Origin of the sequence: Pseudomonas parafulva NBRC 16636 = DSM 17004 (assembly GCF_000730645.1) — a bacterium.
Lineage (GTDB): Bacteria > Pseudomonadota > Gammaproteobacteria > Pseudomonadales > Pseudomonadaceae > Aquipseudomonas > Aquipseudomonas parafulva.
Window position 1 is genome coordinate 21,481 of sequence record NZ_BBIU01000005.1, and the last position, 25,325, is coordinate 46,805.

Here is a 25,325-nt window from a genome sequence, read left to right on the forward strand (position 1 = left end):
AGGCAGAATCCGTTCTGCCCCGATCGAGGGGGCGCGCAGGTTACTGGCTTGCGCGCCTGGCCTCAAGTGCTCCTTCCTGGCGCACGTGGTACAAACTTGTGCGTTTGGTCAGCTTCCTAGAAGTGCACCTTGACCAAGGCGCTGGCCACGCTCTGGTTGGTGCTCAGGCTGCCGCGGCTGTCGATGCCGTATTTGTCTTTCCAGTAGCTGTATTCAAAGCCCACGTACAACTGCCGGGCGCCGAAATTCAGGACCTTGCCCAGGTCGTATTTCACCTGTGGGTTGAAGTGCAGGTTGGCGTGGTAGGTGCCACGGCGGTTCCGGTCGTTGTCCGTGACCCAGTCCATGTAGCCGTCTATCAGAATGTCGGATTTGCCGACAGGCACGGTGTATGACCAGGCCGGGGTGATTTGCCAGACGTTGTCGCCCGGCCGGCTGCCCTCGGTGTTGCGCACGTAGAAATTGAGCACGAAATAGTTGAAACCCGGCACGTCCAGGTCAAAGCCCGGGCCGATCAGGTACGCCTCGTTGTCACCTTCGCCGCGCTCGTAGGTCATGGCCAGCAGCACGTCCTTGATCGGCCCAAAGGCCAGCTTGCGGTCTAGGATCTTGCCCAATGACAGGCGCGGGCTGAACTCGCCGTAGTAAGTGGTTACGCCTTTGCCCGGGTCGGCTTTGCCGTTGTAGAAGATCTTGTCGACGAACAGAAAGGTGTCGCCGTACTTCCATTTGTTGGCGTGCTCGAACGTGAGGGTTTGCTGGATATCAGGGTTTACCTTGAAATCCTTGCCATACAGGTAGGTCAGGCTTTCGCCGTGCCATTGCAGCCATTCGCCAGCGTGGGTGGGCGCGTTGGCCAGCAGGCTGCCGCCCAGCAACAGGGACGAGGTGATGTGTTTCATGGGGGGCTCCCGGCCTTATTGTTCTTGTTGGTTGGTGCGGCGGGCAGGGGCGGCATGGCGCCGCCCTGGTCTTCAGTGGGGGTGGCAGGGCGCGTTGTGCGCCGCCCGGTCAGCCCCGCCCAGAATGTTGAACAGCACGTTCAGCACCAGTGCACTGACCGTGGCCATGGCAATGCCGCTGTGGGTGATCGGCTCCATCCACTGGGGCATTTGGGCGAAGAATTCCGGGCGCACCACCGGGATGAGCCCGAAACCCACGCTGACCGCCACCAGCAACTGGTTGCGCCGGTCACCAATGTCGGCTTCCTGAAGAATCTTGATCCCTGTGGCGGTGACCATGCCGAACATGGCGATGGAGGCGCCGCCCAGCACGGCCGGTGGTATCGAGGCAATCAGGAACGCCGCCTTGGGCAGCAGGCTGAGCAGCACCAACAGGGCACCGGCAACCACGGTGACGTAGCGGCAGCGTACGCCGGTCATCTGCACCAGGCCGATGTTCTGGGCGAACGAGGAATGGGTGAAGGTGTTGAAAAACCCGGCGATGAACGAGGCGCCGGCATCGCACAGCAGGCCGCGCCGTAGCATCCCCGGGGTGACTTCCCGGTCGGTGACCTTGCCCAACGCCAGGAACATGCCCGTGGACTCGACGAAGATGATCACTACCACCAGGCACATGGACAGGATGGGCGCCAGGCTGAAGGTGGGCATGCCAAAGTGCAGGGGCGTTACCACCTGCAACCAGGGTGCAGCCCCCAGCCCTGACAGGTCGACCATGCCGATGGCGCCGGCCAGCAGGTAGCCGAGGCCCATGCCCACCAGCACCGAGACATTCACCCAGAACCCGCGCATGAAGCGGTTGATCAGCAGGATGACCGCCAGCACCAGGCCGGCCACCAGCAGGTAGACCGGCGAGCCGAAGGTGGTGGCCTGCTGGCCCCCACCTGCCCAGTTCACGGCCACAGGGAACAGCGACAGGCCAATGGACGTGATCACGGTGCCGGTGACCAGGGGCGGGAAGAACCGCACCACCTTGGACATGAACGGTGCGACCAGCATGCCGAAGAACCCGGCGGCGATGGTGGCGCCGAAAATGCCTTGCAGGCCCACACCGGGCATGCCGGCCATGGCCACCATGCTGCCGACGGCGGCAAAGCTGGCGCCCATCATCACCGGCATGCGAATGCCGACAGGGCCGATACCGAAGGACTGGACGATGGTTGCAACACCGGCCACCAGCAGGTCGGCGTTGATCAGGAAGGCAACCTCTTCGCGGGACAGCCCTGCGGCCTGGCCAATGATCAGCGGCACCGCGATGGCACCCCCATACATCAGCAGCACATGTTGCAGGCCCACCAGGATGAGTTGGAACAGCGGCAATGGCTGTCGGGGTGGCGCTACTGGAATGTAGGCCTTGCGTGACTCGGACATGCAGCACCTCGAGTTTTGTTTTTATTCTCGGATCCAAGCAGCAGGTATCAGGCGGTACGTTCCAGCACGGAATGCTGGGTTACCGCCATGAAACCTGGCGCTCGATGCTTGCTTGTTGCGTAACACAGGCGCGTCGAGGCCTTTGGCTAGCGGCCTCTATGCGCCAGTCAGGTGCTCGGCAAGCCCACCCCGGCAAGGGAATGCCCTTGGGGGCGGGTTGGCCGGCGGGGTGTGGTCAGTTGACCGGGGCGCCTTTGGCGATCCAGTCACCCACCAGCTTGCGCTCTTCGGTGGTCATCTGGGTGATGTTGCCCAGCGGCATGATCTGGCTGGCCACGGCCTGCGCCTGGATGCGCGCAGCCTGGGCCTGGATCTGCTGCGGGGTGTCGAACATCACGCCGGCCGGGGCGGCGCTGAACAGTGGGCTGGTCGGTTTGGACGAATGGCACACGGTGCAGCGTTCCTGGATGACGTTGTGAATCTTGTCGAAACTCTCGCCACCTGCCTGGGCAGTCGCTTGCGCGGGGGCGGCGGCTTCAGCCGGTTTGGCCGCCTGCTCGGCGCGCAGCTCGGCGGCAGTCTTGCCGCCCACTGCCGTGGCTGGGAGTGGCTGGTACTCCACCTTCGCGGCAGCTTGCTCAGGGCTCACGGCCATTGGCCGGGGGCCGGTGACGTAGGCCAGGCAGATCATCGCCAGGGCGCCGGCGGGCAGGGTCCAGGCATACTTGTTGCTGTCGTGGCGCGTGTTGAAATAGTGGCGGATGAGCACCGCGGCCACGGCGATCCCGGCCAGGATCAGCCAGTTGTACTGGCTGCCATAGGTGCTGGGGAAGTGGTTGCTGATCATGATGAACAGCACCGGCAAGGTGAAGTAGTTGTTATGGCGCGAACGCAGCAGCCCCTTGGCCGGCAGCAACGGGTCGGGCGTGGTGTTGTTCTCGATCGCCGCCACCAGCTGGCGCTGGGCCGGCATGATGATGCGGAACACGTTGCCGACCATGATGGTGCCGATGATGGCGCCTGTGTGCAGGTAGGCGCCACGGCCGCTGAACACCAGGCTGAAGCCCCAGCAGGCCGCGATGATCAGCACGAACAGCACCGCACCCAGCAGCATGGGCTTTTTACCCAGCGGCGAGTCGCAGAGGAAGTCGTAGACGAACCAGCCGGCCACCAGCGAACCGATACCGATGGCCACGCCCTCGGCGCCGCTCAGGGTACTGCCCGGGGCCAGCAGGTACAGCGTTGGGTTCCAGTAGAACACCACGCACAGCAGGGCAATGCCGGACATCCAGGTGAAGTAGGCTTCCCATTTGAACCAGTGCAGGTTCTCGGGCATTTTCGGCGGTGCCAGCTTGTATTTTTCGAGGTGGTAGATACCACCCCCGTGTATGGCCCACAAATCACCCGACAACCCATCGCGCGGGTTGCTGCGGTTGAGGTTGTTTTCCAGCCAGACGAAGTAGAACGATGCACCGATCCAGGCCACGCCGGTGATCATGTGAACCCAGCGAATGCTCAGGTTCAGCCACTCGTGAAGGTGTGCTTCCACAGTATGTACCTCTTGCCGACCACAGCCCCGGGACGATGACGGGGCATGACCGACCTTTTCTTATTGGTGGGGATTGAGGATCAGCATCTGCTCCTCGCTGAAGTAATGCTCATCGCAGTTGTTACCTGCACCACTGCGATCAACCACCAGGAAGTCATCCCGCTTTTCGATCGTCAGCACCGGGTGGTGCCAGACGCCGCGATGGTAATTGACGCCCTGCCTGCCATTACTGCGGAAGGCACGGACCAGACCTGATACAGGTGCATCGCCAATGGGCGCGACCACGATCAGAAAGGGGTTGCCGAGCAGCGGGATGAAAGCCTGGCTGCCCAGCGGATGGCGTTCCAGCATGCGCACGGTCAGCGGCATGTCCAGCGCTTCGGCGCGGAAGATGCTGATGATGGCGTTGTCTTCAGGCTCGGCGGTTTCGACCGTGGCGAGCTTGTGAAAGCGCATGGTCGAGCCGTTGTTGATCATGAAGTGATCGCTGCCATCGGTTTCGATCACGTCACCGAAGGGGGCGAAGGCTTCTTTGGTCAGGGGCTCGATCATCAGGGTGCGCATGCGGTTATCTCTTCTATTGTGCGTTGTTCTAAAGAATCGTCGGGGGTTACAGCTGCTGCAGGCGGAACAGGGCAATCTGGTTGATTTGCGTCAGCGCTTCGCGGAACTCGGCTTCGGGGTCGTTGTGAATACGCTGCTCGAATGCGGCCAGTATCTGGTGCCGGTTGCTGCCACGCACCGCCATGATGAACGGGAACTGGAACTTGGCTTTGTAGGCATCGTTCAGCTCGGTGAAGCGGGCGAACTCTGCCGCAGTGCACTGGTGGATGCCTGCACCGGCCTGTTCGTTGGTGCTCGATGCCGTCAGCTCGCCTTGCACGGCTGCCTTGCCGGCCAGATCCGGGTGGGCGTTGATCAAGGCCAGTTGGTCAGCGTGCGGTGCATCGAGCAGGATAGTGCTCATGCGCTGGTGCAGCGCTTCGACCTGGTCCAGCTCATGGGGCTGGCCCAGGTCGTACGCCTTTTCAGCGACCCAAGGCGAATGTTCGTAGATGTCGGCAAATGCCTCGACGAATGCTTCGCGGCCCAGGGTGGAGGGTTGCAGGGTGTTGAAAGCGGTCATCAGGCGTTCTCTTTGCGGTACGGGTGGGTGGCGTGCCAGTGGCGTGCGATGTCTACGCGCCGGGCAAACCAGACCTGCTCATGGCGCTTGGCGTAGTCGACGAAGCGCTTGAGCGCCGCCAGCCTTGCCGGGCGACCTACCAGGCGGCAGTGCAGGCCGATGGAGAGCATCTTGGGCGCTTCGGCGCCCTCGGCGTACAGCACGTCGAAGGCATCTTTCAGGTACTGGTAGAACTGTTCGCCGCAGTTGAACCCCTGCACCTGGGTGAAGCGCATGTCGTTGGTGTCCAGGGTGTACGGGATCACCAGGTGCGGTTTGCCGGTTGGGTTGCGGGGCTCCCAGTAGGGCAGGTCATCGTCGTAGGTGTCGCTGTCGTACAAAAAGCCGCCTTCTTCCATTACCAGGCGGCGGGTATTGGGGCCGGTACGGCCGGTGTACCAGCCCAGGGGGCGCTCGCCGGTGATTTCGGTGAGGATGCGGATGGCTTCGAGCATGTGCTCGCGTTCCTGGGCCTCGTCCATGTACTGGTAGTCGATCCAGCGGTAACCGTGGCTGCAGATCTCGTGGCCGGCTTCGGCCATGGCGCGGATCACGTCAGGGTGGCGCTGGGCTGCCATGGCCACGGCGAAGATGGTCAGCGGCACGCCGCTGTCCTTGAACAACTTGAGCAGGCGCCATACCCCGGCGCGGCTGCCATACTCGTAAAGCGACTCCATGCTCTGGTTGCGCACACCCTGCAGCGGCTGGGCAGCGACCATTTCCGACAGGAAGGCTTCGGACTCCTTGTCACCGTGCAGGATGTTGCGCTCGCCGCCTTCTTCGTAGTTGAGCACGAAAGACAGTGCAATACGGGCGTTGCCTGGCCAGTGCGGGTGAGGAGGGGTGTTACCGTAACCGATCAGGTCGCGAGGATAGTCAGCGCTCACTGCAGTTTTCCTTCTTGTGCGTTTGTGCGGGGGTGGGCGGGCCGCGTCGCTGTGTCGCACCACCGGATGGGCTGATTGTATACAACTTATGAAATCTTTTGTAAGCCTGTTTTTCCGCATTTCTGCCCATTTGTCGCGTTCTGAACACTTGCAAGAAACCTGCCTGAATGGTCAGTTAATAATGCACGCCCCTGCGAGCCGGCTGCAACCGAGCTGCTTCCTGAGCTGAGACAATCGGTTCCTGGATGAGGTAGAAAATTGTGTACAATTCTGGCTTCAACTGTCTTAATGGCACTCGTCAGGCACACTGCGTGCGCTGTTGCGGTGCAGCGGTTGTGTACATTTTGCCCATTGATGAACAAGAGGCCACAAGCAGATGGGACGTTTGACCACGCACGTACTCGATGCCGCCCACGGCTGCCCGGGCAGCTCCATCAAGGTGGAGCTCTACCGCGTTGAAGGCCAGGAGCTGGAGCTGGTAAATACAGCGCTGACCAACAGTGATGGCCGCGTCGATGCGCCGCTGCTGCAAGGCGACAACTACCGCACGGGTGTGTACCAGCTGCAGTTCGGCGCCGGTGACTATTACCGCGCCCGCGGCACGCCATTGCCGGCCCAGGCGTTTCTGGATGTGGTGGTGCTGCGTTTTGGCATTGATGAACAGCAGGAGCACTACCATGTGCCGTTGCTGATTTCGCCGTACAGTTATTCGACTTATCGAGGTAGCTAGTAGGTCGCTAGACGCATCTTCGTAGGTCCTTGCCCGCCCTCACACTGGCGGGCTTTTTTTCGTCTAGCCCTGAAGATTGCCTTTGCGAATGTCGCGTAGCGCTGACGCGTTAACCAAGGCGCTCAGGCGCCTTGGTTATACCTAATAGTTTTATAAGAATATGAACTTGGCGATAAAGATCACGCACAGCACCCACAGGCTGGCGGACACCTCTTTGTATTTGCCGGTGCCGGCCTTCAACGCCACATAACTGATAAAGCCCAGCGCAATGCCGTCGGCCACCGAGAAGGTCAGCGGCATCATGATCACCGTGACGATTGCCGGGATGCTGTCGGTGGCTTCGTCCCAATTGATGTGCGCCATGCTGCCCATCATCAGCATCGCCACGTAGATCAGGGCGCCGGCGGTGGCGTAGGCCGGGATCATGCCCGCCAGCGGGGCGAAGAACATGGCGGCGATGAACAGCACGCCCACCACCACGGCAGTCAGGCCCGTGCGGCCGCCGGCGGCTACCCCGGCGGCGCTTTCAACGTAGCTGGTCACCGGCGGTACGCCGACCACGGCACCGAACACGCTCGAGGCGCTGTCCGCCTTCAGCGCTCTGGACAGGTTTTCGATACGCCCGTCCGGCGCCACCAGGTTGGCCCGCTGGGCCACACCCATCAGCGTGCCCGCCGTGTCGAACATGTGCACGAACAGAAATGCCAGCACTACGCTGATCATGCTGACGTTGAACACACCGGCCACGTCCATGGCCATCCAGGTAGGGGCCAGGCTTGGCGGCATCGAGACCACGCCGCCAAACTTCACCAGGCCCAGGCCCCAGCCCGCCAAGGTAACGCCGATGATGCTGATCAGAATGGCGCCGAACACCCGCTTGTAGCTGAGGATGGCGATCAGCAGGAAGCACACGGCCGCCAGCAGCGGCGCCGGTTCGTGCAACGAGCCCAGCTTGATCAGTGTGGATGGGCTGGCAACGATGATGCCGGCGGTTTTCAGGCCGATCAGCCCGAGAAACAGGCCCACGCCCGCACCCATGGCGTGGCGCAGGCTCACAGGAATGCTGTTGAGCAGCCATTCGCGCACCCTGGACAGGGTCAGGAACATGAACAGCACGCCTGACACAAATACCGCGCCCAGCGCCGTTTCCCAGTTGTAGCCCATGGTGCCGACCACGGTGTAGGTGAAGAAGGCATTCAGGCCCATGCCAGGCGCCAGGCCAACCGGCCAGTTGGCGTACAGGCCCATCAGCAGGCAGCCCAATGCGGCGGCGATGCAGGTGGCGACAAACGCCGCACCGTGGTCGATGCCGGCGTCGGCCATGATGTTGGGGTTGACGAAGATGATGTAGGCCATGGTGATGAACGTGGTCACCCCGGCGATAAGCTCGGTTCTGACGGTACTGCCGTGCTGCCTGAGTTTGAAGATGCGCTCCAGCCAGCCCGTTTCGCGGGGCGGTGCAGCATCCAGCAGGGGGGCTTCGGATTTGCGGCTTTCCACAGCGAGTACTCCTCAAGTCTTTCTTGTTGTTATGGAGCCCGTTGTCCTGAGCAATGCACTTGGCGGCTCCGAGAGGGGTGGCAGTCACCGGTTTTTTGTTGACCTATAGGTCAGGAAACTGACAGGGCGATTATGCGTTTGTGTACAAAGAATGCAAATACTGTTTTTTATTTTGTATGCGCAGTGCGCCGTACATTCGCTATATGCGCAAAAGGCCACCTGCAGAAACGGCTCAGCCTGTGTACAATGACGCCATACCTTCCTTCATGCTCGAGCGCCCATGAACGACCAGCTGCAACCTCTGAAAAAACCTGCGCGTGCCGGCAAGGCCGGCCGCAGTGGCACCCAGGACGACATCGTCTACGCGCACATTTTCGAGGCCATCCTGGAGCAGCGCCTGGCGCCGGGCACCAAGTTGAGCGAGGAAGCCCTGGGCGAAATCTTCGGCGTCAGCCGCACCATTATCCGCCGCGCCCTGTCTCGTCTGGCCCACGAAAGCGTGGTGCTGCTACGGCCCAACCGCGGCGCAGTGGTGGCCAGCCCCACGGTGGAGGAGGCGCGCCAGGTGTTTTTCTCGCGGCGCATGGTGGAACGGGCCATCACCGAACTGGCGGTACAGCACGCCACCGCCGAACAACTGGCCGAGCTGCGCCACATGGTGCGTGAAGAGCGCGACAGCTTTTCCCGGGGTGATCGCGGCGCAGGTATTCGCCTGTCCGGCGAATTCCACCTCAAGCTGGCCGAAGCTGCAGGCAATGCGCCGTTGGTGAGCTTCCAGCGCAGCCTGGTATCGCAAACCTCGCTGATCATCGCCCAGTACGAAAGCGGCAACCGTTCGCATTGTTCGTACGACGAACACATGCAACTGATCGATGCCATCGAGGCGCGCGATGCGGCCCAGGTGGTGAGCCTGATGATGCACCACATGGATCACATCGACAGCAAGCTGAACCTGGACGAAGAAAGCGCCTCGGACGACCTGCATGCGGTGTTCTCCCATTTGCTGAAGAAACCCAAGGTGGCAGCCAAAGGCTGACACCTTGCGGGTGCATCAGGCATCGCGGTGATGCACGCAGCGCCCCGCTGCGTAGGTTTCGCGAATGGTGCGGTCATCGCCCAGGGTGGTGAGCACGAACAATGTTTCCTCGATGCTCTTGGACTGCTGGATCCGGTAGTCCAGCAGTGGCGTGGCCTTGTAGTCCAGCACCACGAAGTCCGCGTCGTTACCCGGGCGCAGGCTGCCGATCCGGTCGTCCAGGCGCAGCGCGCGGGCACCGCCCAGGGTGGCCAGGTACAGCGATTTGTACGGGTGCAGGCGCGCGCCCTGCAGCTGCATCACCTTGTAGGCCTCATTCAGGGTGTTGAGCAGGGAGAAACTGGTGCCGGCACCCACGTCGGTACCCAGCCCCACGTTGACCTTGAAGCGCTCGGCCTGGGGCAGGTTGAACAGGCCGCTGCCCAGGAACAGGTTGGAGGTTGGGCAGAACGCCAATGCCGAGCCGGTGTCTGCCAGGCGCTGGCATTCTTCGTCGCACAGGTGCACGCCATGGGCAAAGACCGAGCGCTCGCCCAGCAGCTCGAAGTGGTCGTACACATCCAGGTAGCCTTTCTGTTCCGGGAACAGCGATTTTACCCAGTCGATTTCCTTCAGGTTTTCCGACAGGTGCGTGTGCAGGTACACCCCAGGGTGCTCCTTGAGCAGCCGCCCGGCCATGGCCAGTTGCTCGGGCGTGCTGGTCGGCGCGAAGCGGGGGGTAACCGCGTAGTGCAGGCGGCCCTTGCCGTGCCAGCGCTCGATCAGTGCCTTGCTCTGGGCATAACCCGACTCGGCGGTGTCGGTGAGGTAGTCCGGTGCGTTGCGGTCCATCATCACTTTGCCGGCAATCAGGCGCAGGTCCAGGCGTTCTGCTTCTTCGAACAGGGCATTGACCGATTCAGGGTGCACGCTGCCGAACACCAGCGCGGTGGTGGTGCCATTACGCAGCAGCTCCTTCAGGAAGATTTTCGCGACGTTATCGGCGTGGCCCTTGTCGGCGAACTGCTTTTCACAGGGGAAGGTGTAGGTGTTCAGCCAGTCCAGCAGCTGCTCGCCGTAGGAGCCGATCATGCCGGTCTGCGGGAAGTGGATATGGGTATCGATGAAGCCCGGGGTGATCAACGCGTCCGGGTAGTGCTCCACCGGCATGTCGGCCGGCAGGGTCGGCAGCAGGTCGGCAGCGTGGCCCACGGCGCTGATGCGCCCCTGGTCGACCACCAGCAGGCCATCTTCGAAGTACGCGTGGGAGGCCTCCAGGCCGACCTCCGCGGGGTCGGCGATGCTGTGCAGGATGGCGGCACGGTAGGCTTTGCGGGTAACGGTCATATCTCACTCGTCAAATAGCTTGGCTGCGCCGGGAGGGCGGCAGCAACTGGGCAATGGGGCCGGCATTGGCGGCAGCGTCGTGCTGGCCGAAGCGGGCGTTGTAGGTGGCGATGATTTCGCCGGCGATGGACACGGCAATCTCGATCGGCAGCTTGCCTTTGACCTCGGCCAGGCCCATCGGGCAGCGCATGCGCGCGATCACCGCAGGGTCATGGCCGCGCTCGCGCAGGCGATGCTCGAACTTCACACGCTTGGTTTTCGAGCCAATCAGGCCGAACCAGGTGAAGTCGTTACGCTTGAGGATGGCGGCGGTCAGTTCGAGGTCAAGCGGGTGGTTGTGGGTCATCACGATGCAGTAGCTGCCCGGCGGCAGGTGCTGCACTTCGTCTACCGGCTCTTCACTGACAACCTGGGTAACCCCGTCAGGAATGAAAGCCGGAAACTCCTGCGCACGCGAATCGATCCAGCGCACCCGGCAGGGCAGGGCAGCCAGCAAGGGTACCAGAGCGCGGCCCACATGGCCCGCGCCGAACACGGCGATGTGCGCCTGCACCGTGGCCATGGGCTCGAACAGCAACACGGTGACGCCACCGCAGCACTGGCCCAGGCTGGCGCCCAGGCTGAAGCGCTCCAGGTGTGGCGAGGTGCGCTGCTCGTCGAGCATCTGCCGGGCGATGTGCAGGGCCTTGTATTCCAGGTGGCCACCACCGATGGTGTCGAACAGCCCGATGGCACTGACCACCATCTTCGAGCCGGCATTGCGCGGGGTGGAGCCGCGCTCCTCGATGATGGTCACCAGCACGCAGGCCTCGCCACGGGCCTGGTGGTCGGCGAGGGCATTGATCCATTGATGCATGATGCAGCCCTCAGTGGTTCACAGTGTCCAGTTCGAGCACCGCCGGTTGCACGGCAGCCCCCGCCTTGCGCATCTGTTCACAGCCCCACAACACCCGCTCCGGCGTCGCCGGTGCATCCACCTGCGGCTGTACCCGGTAATCGGCAATGCTGGCCACGGCATCCTTGATCGCACACCAGGCAGCGATGCCGAGCATGAAGGGGGGCTCACCCACGGCCTTGGAATGGAACACCGTGTCCTCCGGGTTCTTGCGGTTTTCCACCAGCTTCACCCGCAGGTCCAGCGGCATGTCGGCCACGGCCGGGATCTTGTAGCTGGCCGGGCCATTGGTCATCAGCTTGCCTTTGCTGTTCCACACCAGTTCCTCGGTGGTCAGCCAGCCCATGCCCTGGATGAAGCCGCCCTCCACCTGGCCGATGTCGATGGCTGGGTTCAGCGAGTCACCTACGTCGTGGAGAATGTCGGCGCGCAACATGCGGTACTCGCCGGTCAGGGTGTCGATCACCACTTCCACGCAGGCGGCACCAAATGCGTAGTAATAGAAGGGCCGGCCACGTGCCTGGCTGCGGTCGTAGAAGATCTTCGGCGTGCGATAAAAGCCCGTGGTGGACAGCGACACCTGGCCGAAATACGCCTGTTGCACCAGCTGTTCGAAGCTCACGAGCTGTTCGCGCACGCGTACGTGGCCATTGCGAAATTCCACGTCTTCCTCGGTGACCTGGTAATGGCGGGCGGCGAATTCGGTCAGCCGTTTTTTCAGAATTTCTGCTGCGTTCTGCGCCGCCTTGCCGTTCAGGTCGGCCCCACTGGAGGCGGCCGTTGGCGAGGTGTTGGGCACCTTGTCCGTGTTGGTGGCGGTGATCTGTATGCGGCTGATATCCACCTGGAACACCTGCGCGACCACTTGCGCCACCTTGGTGTTCAGCCCCTGGCCCATTTCGGTGCCGCCGTGGTTCAGGTGGATGCTGCCGTCGGTGTAGATGTGGATCAGCGCCCCGGCCTGGTTGAGGAACGTGGCGGTGAACGAGATACCGAATTTGACCGGGGTCAGCGCCAGGCCCTTTTTCAGTACCGGGCTGGCAGCGTTGAAGCGGCGGATAGCCTCGCGCCGCTCGGCGTAATCACAGCTGGCTTCCAGCTCGGCCGTCATCTCCTCGAGCATGTTGTGCTCGACGGTCTGGTAGTAATGGGTGACGTTGCGCTCGGTCTTGCCGTAGTAGTTGGCCTTGCGCACGCTCAGCGGGTCCAGCCCCAGGTACCGGGCGATGTGGTCCATCACCTGCTCGATGGCCACCATCCCCTGCGGCCCGCCGAAACCACGGTAGGCCGTGTTGGAGGCGGTGTTGGTCTTGCAGCGGTGCCCGTGCACGGTGGCATCGCCCAGGTAGTAGGCGTTGTCGGAGTGGAACATGGCGCGGTCCACGATCGAGCCGGACAGGTCGGGCGAGTAGCCGCAGTTGCCGGCCAGGTCGAGGTTGATGCCGTGCAGCCGGCCGTTGGCGTCGAAGCCCACGTCGTATTCCACGTAGAACGGGTGGCGCTTGCCGGTCATGGTCATGTCTTCGACCCGTGGCAGGCGCATTTTGGTAGGCTGGCCGGTCAGGCGGGCGATGACGGCGCACAGGCAGGCGGGGCTGGCGGCCTGGGTTTCCTTGCCGCCGAAGCCGCCGCCCATGCGGCGCATGTCCAGCACCACCTTGTGCATGGGCACGTCCAGCACTTCGGCCACCAGCTTCTGCACTTCGGTAGGGTTCTGGGTGGAGCAGTAGACGATCATGCCGCCGTCTTCGCTGGGCATTACCGATGAGATCTGCGTTTCGAGGTAGAAGTGCTCCTGGCCGCCGATGTGCAGGGTGCCTTGCAGCCGGTGCGGGGCACTGGCCAGTGCCGCTGCGCTGTCGCCGCGCTGGTGGGTGTGGCTGTCGAGCACAAAATGCTTGTTGCGCAGTGCCTGCACCACGTCCAGCACCGGCTCCAGGTCTTCGTACTCGACGATGGCGGCCAGGGCCGCACGGCGCGCAGTGTCCAGATCGCGCGCGGCCACCGCCAATACTGGCTGGCCGAAGAACTCGACCTTGTCGATGGCCAGCAGCGGGTCACCTGCCACCACCGGGCCGATGTCCTTGAGGCCTGGGATGTCTTCGTGGGTGATGGCGATGCGTACCCCTTCGAAGGCGTAGCACGGCGTGGTGTCTATTCGCACGATGCGGGCGTGGGCCCGGTCGGCGGTACGGGCGTAGACATGCAACTGGTTGGGAAACTCAAGGCGGTCGTCGATGTACACCGCCTCGCCGGCCACATGCTTGTCGGCGCTGTCGTGCTTGACGCTACGCCCCACACCAGTGGTGAGGTCCTGGCTGAACAGCTCGGCCATCTCGGCCTGGCTCTTGGCGATCTGATGGTTAGACATAAGCGGTCACCCGGGTTTCGATGTGCGGCGATTGCTGTTCGATGAAGTATTTGCGCAACAGGTTTTGAGCGGCGAGCAAGCGGTATTGCTGGCTGGCGCGGAAGTCGCTGAGTGGCGTGAAGTCCTCGGCCAGGGCCTGGCAGGCGCGCTCCACAGTGGCCTGGTTCCAGGCAGCGCCGCATAGGGCGGCTTCGCAGGCATGGGCGCGCTTGGGGATGGCCGCCATGCCGCCGAACGCAGCCCGGGCTTCACGCACCACGCCGTTTTCGATACGCAGGTTGAAGGCCGCGCACACCGCAGAGATATCGTCGTCCAGGCGCTTGGAAACCTTGTAGGCGCGGAATGCCCATTCACGGTTGGCCCGCGGCACCAGGATCTTCTCGATGAACTCGCTTTCCTGCCGTGCGGTGACGCGGTAGTCGATGAAGTACTGCTCCAGTGGCAAGGTCCGCTGGCGTTCGCCCTGGCGCAGCACAACCTGCGCATCCAGGGCGATCAGCAAGGGTGGGGAGTCACCGATGGGCGAGGCATTGCCGATGTTGCCGCCCAGCGTGCCCTGGTTGCGGATCTGCAGCGAGGCGAACCGATGCAGCAGGGCACCGAAGTCCGGGTAATCATCATGCAGGGCGCCATAGCAGTCGGTCAGGCTCGCGGCTGCGCCGATCTCCAGGTGGGTGGCGGTTTTCTCGATGCGCTTGAGTTCGGCCACGTGGCCCACGTAGATCATCACCGGCAGCGTCTTGTGGAACTGCGTGACTTCCAGCGCCAGGTCGGTGCCGCCAGCCAGCAGGCGTGCCTCCGGGTGCGAGCTGTACAGGTCGGCCAGGTCGGCCACGGTGAGTGGCACCAGGCAGCGCTTGTCGCCGCTGTTCAACTCCCCGGTCTGGGTGGGGGCAATGGCCTTGAGGCGGGCGATGGTGTGGGCCTGCTGCTCATCGAACTGATCGCGGCACGGTTGGCTGCAGCTCGCCTGGGCGGCATCGAGGATGGGCCGATAGCCGGTGCAGCGGCACAGGTTACCGGCCAGGGCTTCCTGGGCACGCTGCAGGTCGGGGCCGTCGCTGTTTTTTTGCAGCGCGAACAGCGACATCACAAAGCCTGGGGTGCAGAAGCCGCATTGCGAGCCGTGGCAGTCGGCCATGGCCTGCTGCACGCTGTGCAACTGGCCCTGGTGCTTGAGGTCTTCGACGCTGATCAGTTGCTTGCCATGCAGGCTGGAAACGAACGTAAGGCAGGCGTTGAGGCTGCGGTAGCGCAAGCTGTCGGTGCCATCGGGGCCGGTGATGAGTTCGCCGACGACCACGGTGCAGGCGCCGCAGTCGCCACTGGCGCAGCCTTCCTTGGTACCGGTCTTGCCCAGCGGGCCGCGCAGGTATTCAAGCACGGTCATGTTCGGGTCCAGGGCGTGCTCGCTGCGCAGCACCTGGTTGACGAGAAACTGGATCACGGGGTGACCTCGCAGAGGATTTTATTGTTGTTGGGCCGACTCTAAGCAACACCCGTGTTTCGGGTCAATAATTTTCTGACTCAAAGGTCAGGAAATGATGCGCGGTCAAGCCCAAGCGGGTGCTTCATGCTTGTTACAAGCATAGATCGCGCCGACCTGGCAGCTGTCCCATCGGTCAAATAAACCCGGCGCCCCCTCTGCGCTACGCGTATGCAATTACGCTACACTTCGCCCCTTGTGCCCAGTTCAATGATTTTGAAGGAAAACCATGACGTTCAAGGCCCCGGACAGCCTCTCCGAGCAGATTGCCGACTACCTGGCCGAGCGCATCATTCGCGGCGAGCTGGCGCCGGGCGAGCGCATTCAGGAGCTGAAGGTTACCCAGGCCCTCAACGTCAGCCGTGGCTCGGTGCGCGAGGCGCTGCTAATCCTCGAACGCCGCCATCTGATCGCCATTCTGCCGCGCCGCGGGGCCCACGTGACCGAGCTGGACGAGCGCAGCGTGCGCAGCCTGTGTGCGCTGATGAGCGAGTTCTATATTCTGCTGGGCAATGCCGTTGCACAAAAATGGCGCCTGGAGGCCGACTTGCGCCCCTTTCTGGCCATCCAGCAGCGCTTGCAGCTGGCCCATGAGCAGCGGGACATCGAAGCGTTCGTGGCCGAGAGTTTTGCGGTGATGCGCGCCGCTTACCCCTTCGCCGACAACCCCTTCCTGCAGGAAACGGTCGAAAACCTGCAGCCTGCCATGAGCCGCGCCTACTACCTGTCGTTGGACCAGCGCCAGGCCAGCATGAACGATTACCTGGACCTGTTCGCCCGCCTACTCGACGCCGTGGTCGTGCGTGACCTGCCGCGCATTCGCGAGGTGCTAACCGCCTACGGCCAGCGCAGTTGCGAGCTGGTGCTGGCGGCGCTGGGCCGAGGCTGACCGATGCGCCTGAAGTGCATTCGGCTGGCGGGGTTCAAGTCGTTCGTCGACCCGACCACGGTGAATTTCCCCAGCAACATGGCCGCAGTGGTGGGCCCCAATGGCTGTGGCAAGTCCAACATCATTGACGCGGTGCGCTGGGTGATGGGCGAGAGCTCGGCCAAGAACTTGCGCGGCGAGTCGATGACCGATGTCATCTTCAACGGCTCCAGCGGCCGCAAGCCGGTCAGCCAGGCCAGCATCGAACTGGTGTTCGACAACAGCGAAACCACCCTGGTGGGCGAATACGCCGCCTATGCGGAAATCTCGATCCGCCGCAAGGTCACCCGCGACGGGCAGAACAGCTATTACCTGAACGGCACCAAGTGCAGGCGCCGGGATATCACCGATATCTTCCTGGGCACAGGCCTGGGCCCACGCAGCTACTCGATCATCGAGCAGGGCATGATCTCCAAGCTGATCGAGGCCAAGCCCGAGGAACTGCGCAACTTCATCGAAGAAGCTGCCGGTATTTCCAAGTACAAGGAGCGCCGCCGCGAAACCGAGAACCGCATCCGCCGCACCCAGGAAAACCTCGCCCGCCTGACCGACCTGCGCGAAGAGCTGGAGCGCCAGCTGGAGCGCCTGCAGCGCCAAGCCCAGGCAGCAGAGAAGTACCGTGAGTTCAAGGCCCAGGAGCGGCAGTTGAAGGCGCGGTTGTCGGCGTTGCGCTGGCGCGACCTGGACGAGCGGGTGCGCCAGCGACAGGCGGTGATCGGCGACCAGGACGTGTCCCACGAGGCGTTGGTGGCCGAGCAACGCAATGCTGACGCCAGCATCGAGCGGCTGCGCGATGGCCATCATGAATTGTCCGAGCGCTTCAACCAGGTGCAGGGGCGGTTCTATTCGGTGGCCGGTGACATTGCCCGAGTGGAGCAGAGCATTCAGCATGGCCAGCAGCGCCTGCGCCAGTTGCAGGACGACTTCAAGGAAGCCGAGCGTACGCGCCTGGAAACCGAATCGCACCTGGGCCACGACCGCACGCTGCTCGCAACCCTGGGTGAAGAGCTGGCCATGCTCGAGCCTGAGCAGGACATGACGGTTGCCGCCGCCGAACTGTCGGCCGCAGCCCTGGAAGAAGCCGAGGCCGGCATGCAGGGTTGGCAGGAGCAATGGGACAGCTTCAACAGCCGTTCTGCTGAGCCGCGGCGCCAGGCCGAAGTGCAGCAGGCGCGCTTGCAGCAACTTGAAACCAGCCTGGAGCGCCTGGCAGACCGTCAGCGCAAGCTGGGCGAGGAACGTGCGCAGTTGGGTGAAGACCCACAGGGCGCGGCCATGCTCGAATGGGCCGAACAAGTGGCCAGCAGTGAATTGCTGCTGGACGAACTGCAGCTCGACGAACAACAGCTGGTAGAACACCTGGAACGTGTGCGCGAGCAATTGCAGCAAGCGGGCCAGGCCCAGCAGCAGGCCCAGGGTGACCAGCAGCGCCTGGGCGGCCGCCTGGCGTCGCTGGAGGCGTTGCAGCAGGCCGCCCTTGAACCGGGCACTGGGGCTACCGAGTGGCTGCAGGCGCGCGGTCTGGCCAACCTCCCGCGCCTGGCCGAAAGCGTGCGGGTAGAGCCGGGCTGGGAGCTGGCTGTGGAAACGGTGCTGGGCGCCGACTTGCAGGCTGTGCTGGTGGAGGATTTCGACCAGTTGGACCTGGCCGGCCTCGAGCAAGGCGAACTGTGCCTGCTGGAGGCAGGAGGTGAGGCGGCGCCCATACCTGGGAGTTTACTGGCCAAAGTACAGGGGCACGCCGACCTGTCCCCCTGGCTTGCGCAGGTGCAACCGGTGGAGGACCTGGCCGAGGCGCTGCGGCGGCGGGCCACGCTGGCGCCGGGCCAGAGCCTGGTGAGCCGTGACGGCTATTGGGTAGGGCGGCGCTTCTTGCGGGTACGGCGCGGTGGCAGCGGCGAAGGCGGGGTGCTGGCCCGCGGGCAAGAAATCGAGCAACTGCAACAACAGCAACTGCAGCAGGCGGACGCCTTGCAGCAGCTTGAGCAGCAGGCCCAGGCCCTGCGCGAACAGCAGCAGGCGCTGGAGGCGCAGCGCGAGCAGTTGCGCCGCCGTGCCCAGGAAGAGAACCGCTTGCTCGGTGAGCTCAAGGCCAGCCTGTCGGCGGGGCGCGCCCGCGCCGAACAGGTAGAACTGCGGCGTCGCCGGTTGCAGGAAGAGCTGGCCGAGCTGGAAGAGCAGCGCGCCCTCGAGCACGAGCAGTTAGGCGAATCCCGGCTGCTGCTGGAGGAGGCCCTGGAGCTGATGGCACAGGACACCGAGCAGCGCGAGCAGTTGATGGCGTCGCGTGACCGGCTGCGTGAGGGCCTGGACCGGCTGCGCCAGGACGCGCGCCAGCACAAGGACCATGCTCACCAGCTGGCCGTGCGCCTGGGCTCGCTGCGGGCCCAGCATGACTCCACCCGTCAGGCCCTGGAGCGCCTGGAGCTGCAGGCGGCACGCCTGAGCGAGCGGCAGGAGCAATTGAGCCTGAACCTGGAGGAGGGTGAAGCACCCCTCGAAGAGCTGCGCCTCAAACTTGAAGGGCTGCTGGAACGGCGCATGGGGGTCGACGAGGAAATGCGCCTGGCCCGCCTGCACATGGACGAGGCCGACCGCGAACTGCGCGATGCCGAAAAACGCCGCACCCAGGCCGAGCAACAGGCCCAGTTGCTGCGCGGCCAGCTTGAACAGCTGCGCCTGGAGTGCCAGGGCCTGGATGTACGCCGCAACACGTTGCAGGAGCAACTGCTCGCCGACGGTTATGACCTGCAAGGCGTGCTGGCTACGCTTGAGCCAGAAGCCACCGAGCCGGGCACCGAGCAGGCATTGGAGCAACTGGACGCGCGCATCCAGCGCCTGGGCGCCATCAACCTGGCGGCCATCGAAGAATACGAACAGCAGTCTGAGCGCAAGCGCTACCTCGACGCCCAGGATGCCGACCTGGTCGAAGCGCTGGAAACCCTGGAAAACGTCATCCGCAAGATCGACAAGGAAACCCGCAACCGCTTCAAGGATACCTTCGATCAGATAAATGCCGGATTACAGGCACTTTTCCCAAAAGTTTTCGGTGGTGGCAGCGCTTATCTGGAACTGACGGGCGAAGATTTACTCGATACAGGGGTGACGATCATGGCGCGCCCCCCGGGCAAGAAGAACAGCACCATCCATTTGCTGTCCGGCGGCGAGAAGGCACTGACCGCACTGGCGCTGGTTTTCGCCATTTTCAAGTTGAACCCGGCACCGTTCTGCATGCTCGACGAAGTCGACGCACCGCTGGACGATGCCAACGTCGGGCGGTATGCCCGGCTGGTGAAGGAGATGAGTGAGAGCGTGCAGTTCATCTACATCACCCACAACAAGATCGCCATGGAAATGGCCGATCAGCTGATGGGGGTGACCATGCATGAACCGGGTTGTTCACGTCTTGTTGCAGTTGATGTGGAGGCGGCCATGGCCATGGTCGACGGGTGATACGCAGCCCTGAGGGCGAATTGTGCGGTGAAATACCCCTGTCATGTGTGACAGACGGTGTAAAGTTGTCTTTGGTCGTGCTAGCTTAATGTCACTCGTTTTTTGCGTGGGTAAAACGCCTGTCAGAACATAGAGTTGGCGCCACGTGTTAAAGGCCTTTGAAGCCTTTGTTTTCAAGCATATTTTTATTAGAGGCACGGGATTACATGGAAATCGGTCTGCGCGAGTGGCTGATCGTCATCGGCATCATTGTCATTGCCGGTATTCTTTTCGACGGCTGGCGCCGCATGCGCGGCGGCAAGGGCAAGTTGAAATTCCGTCTGGACCGCAGTTACTCCAATGTGGCGGACGATGAGGGTGGCAGCGCCGAGGTGCTCGGCCCTTCCCGCGTGCTGGATAACCACAAGGAGCCTGAGCTGGACGAAAGCTACCTGCCGTCGCTCAGCGCTTCGGGCCGCGACCGCGAACGCGAAGTGAAGCCGGTCAAAGCCAGCAAACGTCCCAAGCGTGCCGCTGCGGCGGCAGATGCCCCGCGTGGCGACCTGGGCCTTGCCGCCGAACCCCGCGAAGCGGACCTGTTTGCCGACAGCGATGACGACTTCGCCGCGGACAATACCCGCAACACCTCCACCGCGCCTGCCAACAGCAGCGTGAAGGAGCTGCCGCCTGCCGAAGAAGTGCTGGTGATCAGCGTTATCTCCCGCGACGACGGCGGTTTCAAAGGCCCGGCATTGCTACAGAACATTCTGGAAAGCGGCCTGCGCTTCGGCGAAATGGACATCTTCCACCGCCACGAAAGCATGGCCGGTCACGGTGAAGTGCTGTTCTCCATGGCCAACGCTGTGAAGCCCGGCGTGTTCGACCTGGACGACATCGACCACTTCAGCACCCGTGCCGTCAGCTTCTTCCTGGGGCTGCCAGGCCCCCGTCACCCGAAGCAGGCCTTCGACGTGATGGTGGCCGCAGCACGCAAGCTGGCCCACGAACTCAACGGCGAGCTCAAGGACGACCAGCGCAGTGTGCTGACCGCCCAGACCATCGAGCACTACCGCCAGCGCATTGTCGAGTTCGAGCGCCGGGCGCTGACCCAGAAGCGTTGATGTGCCCAAGTGGATAGGTCTGGCCAAGCCCTGTCCACCCTGTTTCAAGTGCAAGAGCAGCCCAGTGCTGCTCTTTTGCTTTGCAAGAGATCCTGAAAATGACCGCCGAAACCCGTATCCACGAACTGCGTGCCGAGCTCGACCAGCACAACTACCGCTATTACGTGCTCGACGAGCCCAGCGTTCCCGATGCCGAATACGACCGCCTGTTCAACGAGCTCAAGGCGCTTGAGGCCGATAACCCGCACCTGGTTACCCCCGACTCGCCTACCCAGCGCGTCGGTGGGGCGGCACTGGCTGCATTCAGCCAGGTGCGTCACGAAGTGCCCATGCTCAGCCTGGGCAACGCTTTCGAAGAGGCTGACCTGCGTGAATTCGGGCGCCGCGTGGTGGAGGGCCTCGACCTGCCCGGTGCGGTGGATTACAGCTGCGAACCGAAGCTGGACGGCCTGGCAGTCAGCCTGCTTTACCGGGATGGGCACCTGGTGCAGGGCGCAACCCGGGGCGATGGCACTACCGGCGAGGATATCAGCGCCAACGTGCGCACCGTGCGCAACATTCCCCTCAAGCTGCAGGGCCAAGGCTGGCCAGCCGTGCTTGAGGTGCGTGGCGAGGTCTTCATGAGCAAGGCCGGTTTCGACCGGCTGAACGCGACCCAGGCCGAGGCCGGGGGCAAGACCTTCGCCAACCCGCGCAACGCCGCTGCCGGCAGCCTGCGCCAACTGGATTCGAAAATCACTGCCAGCCGGCCCCTGGAGTTCTGCTGCTATGGCGTTGGCCAGGTGGCTGCGCCCATCGCCGACAGCCATATCGGCACGCTTCAGCAGCTCAAGGCCTGGGGCCTGCCCATCAGCCGCGAGTTGCGCCATGCAGCAGGCATCGAGCAGTGCCTTGAGTACTACCGCGACATCGGTGAGCGGCGCAACAGCCTGCCCTATGAAATCGACGGCGTGGTGTTCAAGGTCAACAGCCTGGCCAGCCAGCGCGAGCTGGGGTTCCGCGCGCGTGAGCCGCGCTGGGCCATCGCCCACAAGTTTCCGGCCATGGAGGAGCTCACCGAGGTGCTGGACGTCGAGTTCCAGGTGGGGCGTACGGGGGCGGTGACGCCGGTAGCGCGCCTGAAACCGGTGAAGGTGGCCGGCGTGACGGTGTCCAACGCCACCCTGCATAACATGGACGAGATCGCCCGCCTGGGCTTGCGCATCGGCGATACCGTCATCATCCGGCGTGCCGGGGACGTGATCCCTCAGGTGATGCAGGTGGTGCTGGAGCGCCGCCCCGAGCACGCCCGCCCGGTGCAGGTGCCCAGCCAGTGCCCGGTGTGTGGGTCGCAGGTGGAGCGCACCCAGTTGGTCAAGCGCAGCAAGGGCAAGGAAACCACCAGCGAAGGTGCGGTGTACCGCTGTGTCGGCCGCCTGGCCTGCGGTGCCCAGCTCAAGCAGGCGATTATCCATTACGTGTCGCGCCGTGCCATGGACATCGACGGCCTGGGCGAGAAGAGCGTCGAGCAACTGGTGGACGAAGGCCTGATCGCCTCGCCTGCAGACCTGTACAAGCTCGAGTTCGACCAAGTGGTGGGCCTGGAAGGCTTTGCCGAAGTGTCCAGCAAAAAGCTGCTGGAGGCCATTGCAGCCAGCAAGCAGCCCACCCTGGCACGCTTCATCTACGCCCTGGGCATTCCGGATGTGGGCGAGGAAACCGCCAAGGTGCTGGCCCGTTCGCTGGGCAGCCTGGCGCGTGTGCAGCAGGCCTTGCCGCAGGTGCTTACCTACCTGCCTGATATCGGCCTGGAGGTGGCGTATGAAATTCACAACTTCTTTGAAGACGAGCACAACCAGAAGGTTATTCAGCAACTTCTGGACAGTGGCATGCAATTGCAGGATGAAGGTGAGTTGGCTGCCGAGTTTGCCGCCAGCACCACACTTGCCGGCCTGATCGCCAAACTGGACATCGCCTCCGTCGGCCCAACCGGGGCTGAAAAGCTGGTGGCCAAGCTCGATAGCCTGGACAAGATCATCGCCGCCGACGGTATCGACCTGCGCCAGGCGCTCAATACCAAACAGGCTGACGCTGTACGTGAGTTTTTCCGTGATGCTGCCAATCAGCAATTGGCCCGCGATATCGAGGCCCAGTTGCTGGCCTTCGGCATGCATTGGCACAGCGAGAAGAAAGTGGCAGAGGGCTTGCCGCTGGCCGGTCAAACCTGGGTGCTCACCGGTTCCCTCGAGCGCATGAGCCGCGACATTGCCAAGGACAAGCTGGAGAGCCTGGGGGCGAAGGTGGCAGGCTCCGTCTCTGGCAAGACCCACTGCGTGGTCGCAGGGCCCGGCGCAGGCTCCAAACTGGCCAAGGCCAGCGAGTTGGGGCTCAAAGTGCTGGATGAAGAGGCGTTCGTGGCGTTTTTGGCCGGGCACGGTATAACGGCCTGATAATCCCAAGCTGCCTCACTCCGCTCCCGTAGGAGCGAGCGCAGCTCGCGATCAGCACCACCCCAAACTCCCGCCACCCCAGACAAGTCATTGAGAAACGATGACTTTTTCTGCCTCAGAGGTTGTATCTGCGCCCAGTCCCGGTACAATGGCGCCACTCGCTGCTCAGCGAGACTTGTAGTGGTGGCCCTGTCGGTCCCCCCGCATTGATTACCCGTTAACCTGGTCAGGCCCGGAAGGGAGCAGCCATAGCGGGAACATCGAGTGCCGGGGTGTGGCTGACGGGGCCGCCTCCATTTTTGCCCCTGATAAATTTCAGTCCCCGGCAAACGCTTTCGCCTTGCCCTGCCTACCCCCCAGCCCACCCGCCGCCGACAGCTTCATCAGCCGCTGAAAGGTCGGGCATGCCAGGTGATCCTGCTCGGGGCACTGCGCCGCATGCCGCAAACCGCGGCTCATTGCCTGCAAGCGCTTGATGCGCCTGTCCAGTTCATCCGCCTTGGCGGTGAGCAGCTGCCGATCAACCTGCAGGTCCACCAGCATCGCACCCACCTCATCCAGTGAAAACCCTGCGGCCTGGCCCAGTGCGATCAGTGCTAGCCGGTCTGTTACCTCTGCACCGAACTGGCGTCGCTGGCCAGGGCCGCTCAAGGCGGTGATCAACCCTTTTTTCTCGTAGTAGCGCAGTGTCGAGGCGGGTACGCCTGTGCGCTTGGCAACGTCGGCAATGTCCATGTTCGGCCCTTGACTTGAAGTTGACTTCAACTTCTATGCTGCTCGCCAGGGTAATAACCGTCAATGCCGGAGACTTTCAAATGACGATAACTGCACTGCTTTCAGCGGCGTTGCCCATAGGTATAGGCGCAACTGTCGTGATGGATTTGTGGGCGTTGCTGCTAAGGCGGCTTGGGGTTACCACGTTGAATTTCGCCATGGTCGGGCGCTGGGCTGGGCATCTGCTACGCGGGCGGGTATGGCATGAGGCAATTGCCAAAGCGCGGCCGGTGCGGCATGAGCGGGCCTGGGGGTGGGTGATTCATTATGTGATCGGCGTTTGCTTTGCGATGGCGTTCGTTTTGATGGCGGGCGAGGGCTGGTTGCGGGCGCCTACGCTGTGGCCGGCGCTGGCATTTGGTATCGGTACGGCCGTGGCACCGTTGTGTGTGATGCAGCCGGCAATGGGGGCCGGTTTTTTTGCGTCCAGGACGGAGGCGCCGGTGCTTGGTTGCGTGAAGAGTGTGCTGACGCATGGGGTGTTTGGGGTAGGGTTGTTTCTGGTGGCGTTGGTTTGAAAGGAGGGGCGGTTAGCCGCCATAGCGTTCGACCAGCCGCTTGATTTCCCCTGAGGTCTTCATTCGTACCAGCGCCCGCAGAAAGGCCTGTGCCGGGATGTCGGGGTCATTACGCACCATGCACCCCAGGTCCTGGTCATCCAGCACCGCCAGCGCCTGCAGTTGCTGCCCCGCAGGCGCCTGGCGGTTGAACCACTGCAAGGACAGCTGGTTGCTCACCGCATAGCGATAGCGACCGGCTTGCAGCTTCTGCAGGGCCAGCAACTGGTTACGGCTGTCTTCACGGTGCACGCGGTTCTGCGCCAGCAGCGGTTGCAGGGTGGCATAGGTGTAGCCCAGCACCGTGCCGATGGCCTGGGGCGGCAGTTGCTCCGGGAGGCCAGGGCCGGCTTCCCCGGCGCGGGCTACCAACACATCGCGCTGGTGAATCAGCGGGATGCTCCAGATGAAATCCTTGGGTCGGTCGATCAGCCACTGGGTGCTGACATAACAGCGCACATCGATGTCGCCGCCGTTCATGGCCTCTTCCAGCCTCAGCCTGGCCATCACGTGGTATTCGGCACGGGCACCCGCCGCCTGGGCGGCCGCCTGCATCAGGTCGTACAGAAGGCCTTCGACCGGCTGATCGCCTTCGATGCGCACCAGTGGCATGCTCCAGCTCTCCGCCACCGAAAAACGCAGCACCGGCTGATCCGCCAGGCATTGCGCCGTCCATAACAGCAACAGGGCCAGCAAGGTTCGCAAAGCAGTTCCTCCGTGAGCCGCACAGGTGATAGCCAAGTCTAGACCAACCAGGCAGGGTGCAATTTTGCCCCCGCTCCGCTAGCATTAGCGATCTTCCGCACTAT

At 63.1% G+C, this 25,325-nt stretch carries 20 protein-coding genes and 1 other RNA gene; 8 read left to right on the top strand and 13 right to left on the bottom strand.

All coding sequences use genetic code 11. The features are described 5' to 3' along the window. Positions 1–116: 116 nt before the first annotated feature. The 6 genes from PPA02S_RS03200 to puuE form a co-directional block, all read right to left on the bottom strand. The gene (locus PPA02S_RS03200; RefSeq protein ID WP_028632138.1) at positions 117–902 is read right to left on the bottom strand and encodes an outer membrane protein OmpK; all 786 of its coding nucleotides are present in this window, start codon (positions 900–902) and stop codon (positions 117–119) included. A 72-nt stretch (positions 903–974) separates the two neighbouring features. Continuing rightward, positions 975–2,330 (bottom strand): nucleobase:cation symporter-2 family protein, encoded by a 1,356-nt coding sequence (locus PPA02S_RS03205; protein WP_028632139.1) that lies wholly within the window; start codon positions 2,328–2,330, stop codon positions 975–977. A gap of 235 nt (positions 2,331–2,565) precedes the next feature. Continuing rightward, complete coding sequence (locus PPA02S_RS03210) at positions 2,566–3,879, bottom strand: urate hydroxylase PuuD (RefSeq protein ID WP_028632140.1); 1,314 nt, start codon at positions 3,877–3,879, stop codon at positions 2,566–2,568. Between the two features lie 60 nt (positions 3,880–3,939). Further along, positions 3,940–4,443 (bottom strand): ureidoglycolate lyase, encoded by a 504-nt coding sequence (locus tag PPA02S_RS03215; RefSeq protein ID WP_028632141.1) that lies wholly within the window; start codon positions 4,441–4,443, stop codon positions 3,940–3,942. Positions 4,444–4,489: 46 nt separating this feature from the next. After that, positions 4,490–5,005: a 2-oxo-4-hydroxy-4-carboxy-5-ureidoimidazoline decarboxylase gene (gene uraD, locus PPA02S_RS03220; RefSeq protein ID WP_028632142.1), complete on the bottom strand. Its 516-nt coding sequence runs from the start codon at positions 5,003–5,005 to the stop codon at positions 4,490–4,492. Continuing rightward, positions 5,005–5,931, bottom strand: a complete 927-nt coding sequence (gene puuE / locus PPA02S_RS03225; protein ID WP_028632143.1) for an allantoinase PuuE — start codon at positions 5,929–5,931, stop codon at positions 5,005–5,007. Before puuE ends, uraD begins: the two co-directional genes overlap by 1 nt. 376 nt (positions 5,932–6,307) lie before the next feature. Between puuE and uraH the strand changes: the two genes are divergently transcribed. Next, positions 6,308–6,661, top strand: a complete 354-nt coding sequence (uraH, locus tag PPA02S_RS03230; RefSeq protein WP_028632144.1) for a hydroxyisourate hydrolase — start codon at positions 6,308–6,310, stop codon at positions 6,659–6,661. 150 nt (positions 6,662–6,811) lie between these two features. Here uraH and PPA02S_RS03235 read toward each other — a convergent pair whose 3' ends face one another. Next, the gene (locus PPA02S_RS03235) at positions 6,812–8,161 is read right to left on the bottom strand and encodes an NCS2 family permease (protein WP_028632145.1); all 1,350 of its coding nucleotides are present in this window, start codon (positions 8,159–8,161) and stop codon (positions 6,812–6,814) included. Positions 8,162–8,441: 280 nt separating this feature from the next. Here PPA02S_RS03235 and PPA02S_RS03240 point away from each other — a divergent pair, with 280 nt between their 5' ends. Then, complete coding sequence (locus tag PPA02S_RS03240; protein WP_028632146.1) at positions 8,442–9,197, top strand: GntR family transcriptional regulator; 756 nt, start codon at positions 8,442–8,444, stop codon at positions 9,195–9,197. Between the two features lie 15 nt (positions 9,198–9,212). Here the strand turns inward: PPA02S_RS03240 and guaD are convergent, their stop codons facing one another. The 4 genes from guaD to xdhA are packed head-to-tail and all read right to left on the bottom strand — an operon-like array spanning position 9,213 to position 15,236. Next, on the bottom strand, positions 9,213–10,523 hold the full coding sequence (gene guaD, locus PPA02S_RS03245) for a guanine deaminase (RefSeq protein WP_028632147.1): 1,311 nt from the start codon (positions 10,521–10,523) through the stop codon (positions 9,213–9,215). A 10-nt stretch (positions 10,524–10,533) separates the two neighbouring features. Further along, complete coding sequence (xdhC, locus tag PPA02S_RS03250) at positions 10,534–11,379, bottom strand: xanthine dehydrogenase accessory protein XdhC (protein ID WP_028632148.1); 846 nt, start codon at positions 11,377–11,379, stop codon at positions 10,534–10,536. A gap of 10 nt (positions 11,380–11,389) precedes the next feature. Continuing rightward, positions 11,390–13,789: a xanthine dehydrogenase molybdopterin binding subunit gene (xdhB, locus tag PPA02S_RS03255; protein ID WP_028632149.1), complete on the bottom strand. Its 2,400-nt coding sequence runs from the start codon at positions 13,787–13,789 to the stop codon at positions 11,390–11,392. After that, on the bottom strand, positions 13,782–15,236 hold the full coding sequence (xdhA, locus tag PPA02S_RS03260) for a xanthine dehydrogenase small subunit (RefSeq protein ID WP_028632150.1): 1,455 nt from the start codon (positions 15,234–15,236) through the stop codon (positions 13,782–13,784). Before xdhA ends, xdhB begins: the two co-directional genes overlap by 8 nt. Before the next feature lie 268 nt (positions 15,237–15,504). Here xdhA and PPA02S_RS03265 point away from each other — a divergent pair, with 268 nt between their 5' ends. The 5 genes from PPA02S_RS03265 (at position 15,505) to ffs (ending at position 23,472) form a co-directional block, all read left to right on the top strand. Continuing rightward, complete coding sequence (locus PPA02S_RS03265) at positions 15,505–16,164, top strand: GntR family transcriptional regulator (protein ID WP_028632151.1); 660 nt, start codon at positions 15,505–15,507, stop codon at positions 16,162–16,164. A gap of 3 nt (positions 16,165–16,167) precedes the next feature. Beyond that, on the top strand, positions 16,168–19,656 hold the full coding sequence (gene smc / locus PPA02S_RS03270; protein ID WP_028632152.1) for a chromosome segregation protein SMC: 3,489 nt from the start codon (positions 16,168–16,170) through the stop codon (positions 19,654–19,656). 206 nt (positions 19,657–19,862) lie between these two features. Further along, on the top strand, positions 19,863–20,756 hold the full coding sequence (gene zipA, locus PPA02S_RS03275; RefSeq protein WP_028632153.1) for a cell division protein ZipA: 894 nt from the start codon (positions 19,863–19,865) through the stop codon (positions 20,754–20,756). 98 nt (positions 20,757–20,854) lie between these two features. Beyond that, positions 20,855–23,185: an NAD-dependent DNA ligase LigA gene (gene ligA, locus PPA02S_RS03280; RefSeq protein WP_028632154.1), complete on the top strand. Its 2,331-nt coding sequence runs from the start codon at positions 20,855–20,857 to the stop codon at positions 23,183–23,185. Between the two features lie 190 nt (positions 23,186–23,375). Further along, an RNA gene (gene ffs / locus PPA02S_RS22470) (signal recognition particle sRNA small type) lies at positions 23,376–23,472 on the top strand. A 28-nt stretch (positions 23,473–23,500) separates the two neighbouring features. On the opposite strand, the gene PPA02S_RS03285 is transcribed toward ffs, so the two are convergent. Beyond that, the gene (locus tag PPA02S_RS03285) at positions 23,501–23,920 is read right to left on the bottom strand and encodes a helix-turn-helix domain-containing protein (protein WP_028632155.1); all 420 of its coding nucleotides are present in this window, start codon (positions 23,918–23,920) and stop codon (positions 23,501–23,503) included. 80 nt (positions 23,921–24,000) lie between these two features. Between PPA02S_RS03285 and PPA02S_RS03290 the strand changes: the two genes are divergently transcribed. Next, positions 24,001–24,477 carry a DUF2938 domain-containing protein gene (locus PPA02S_RS03290; RefSeq protein WP_028632156.1) on the top strand — a complete coding sequence of 159 codons (477 nt, stop codon included), beginning with the start codon at positions 24,001–24,003 and terminating at the stop codon, positions 24,475–24,477. Between the two features lie 12 nt (positions 24,478–24,489). Here the strand turns inward: PPA02S_RS03290 and PPA02S_RS03295 are convergent, their stop codons facing one another. After that, positions 24,490–25,221 (bottom strand): substrate-binding periplasmic protein, encoded by a 732-nt coding sequence (locus PPA02S_RS03295; protein ID WP_028632157.1) that lies wholly within the window; start codon positions 25,219–25,221, stop codon positions 24,490–24,492. Positions 25,222–25,325: the final 104 nt, after the last annotated feature.